Source organism: Clostridium sp. DL1XJH146 (assembly GCF_054819755.1).
The window spans coordinates 1-486 of the sequence record NZ_JBTVVN010000108.1; the positions used below are offsets into that span (position 1 = coordinate 1).

Annotated in this window: 2 tRNA genes; both read left to right on the plus strand. The window is 37.2% G+C overall.

The features are described from left to right. Positions 1-166 precede the first annotated feature (166 nt). Positions 167-242: transfer RNA gene (locus ACVHXK_RS18695), tRNA-Ala, on the plus strand. Between the two features lie 5 nt (positions 243-247). Continuing rightward, positions 248-324 (plus strand) — tRNA-Ile (locus tag ACVHXK_RS18700). Positions 325-486 lie beyond the last annotated feature (162 nt).

Sequence of the window (486 nt, forward strand, 5' to 3'; positions counted from 1 at the left end):
CGTAACAAGGTAGCCGTAGGAGAACCTGCGGCTGGATCACCTCCTTTCTAGGGAGTTGTCTGGCAAATCTCTGTTTAATTTTGAGGGACCAACCTCAAAAGAATTAGAAGTTATAGAATAGGTGAATTTCGGGCTTTATATGAGATATTGTCTGATATTTATAAATGGGGGTATAGCTCAGTTGGGAGAGCACCTGCCTTGCACGCAGGGGGTCAAGAGTTCGAATCTCTTTATCTCCACCATATTTGGGTCTATAGCTCAGCTGGTTAGAGCGCACGCCTGATAAGCGTGAGGTCGATGGTTCGAGTCCATTTAGACCCACCATTTAAAATAAAGGATTAGCGGTTAAGAATTTATTTCTTATACGATGATTCTTATTTTTAAGTAACAACCTAATTTCTAATTCAAAATGTTCTTTGAAAATTGCATAGAAATATAAATTATAATTGTTTTTATATTTATTGTGTTAATTGCACTAGTTGTAAT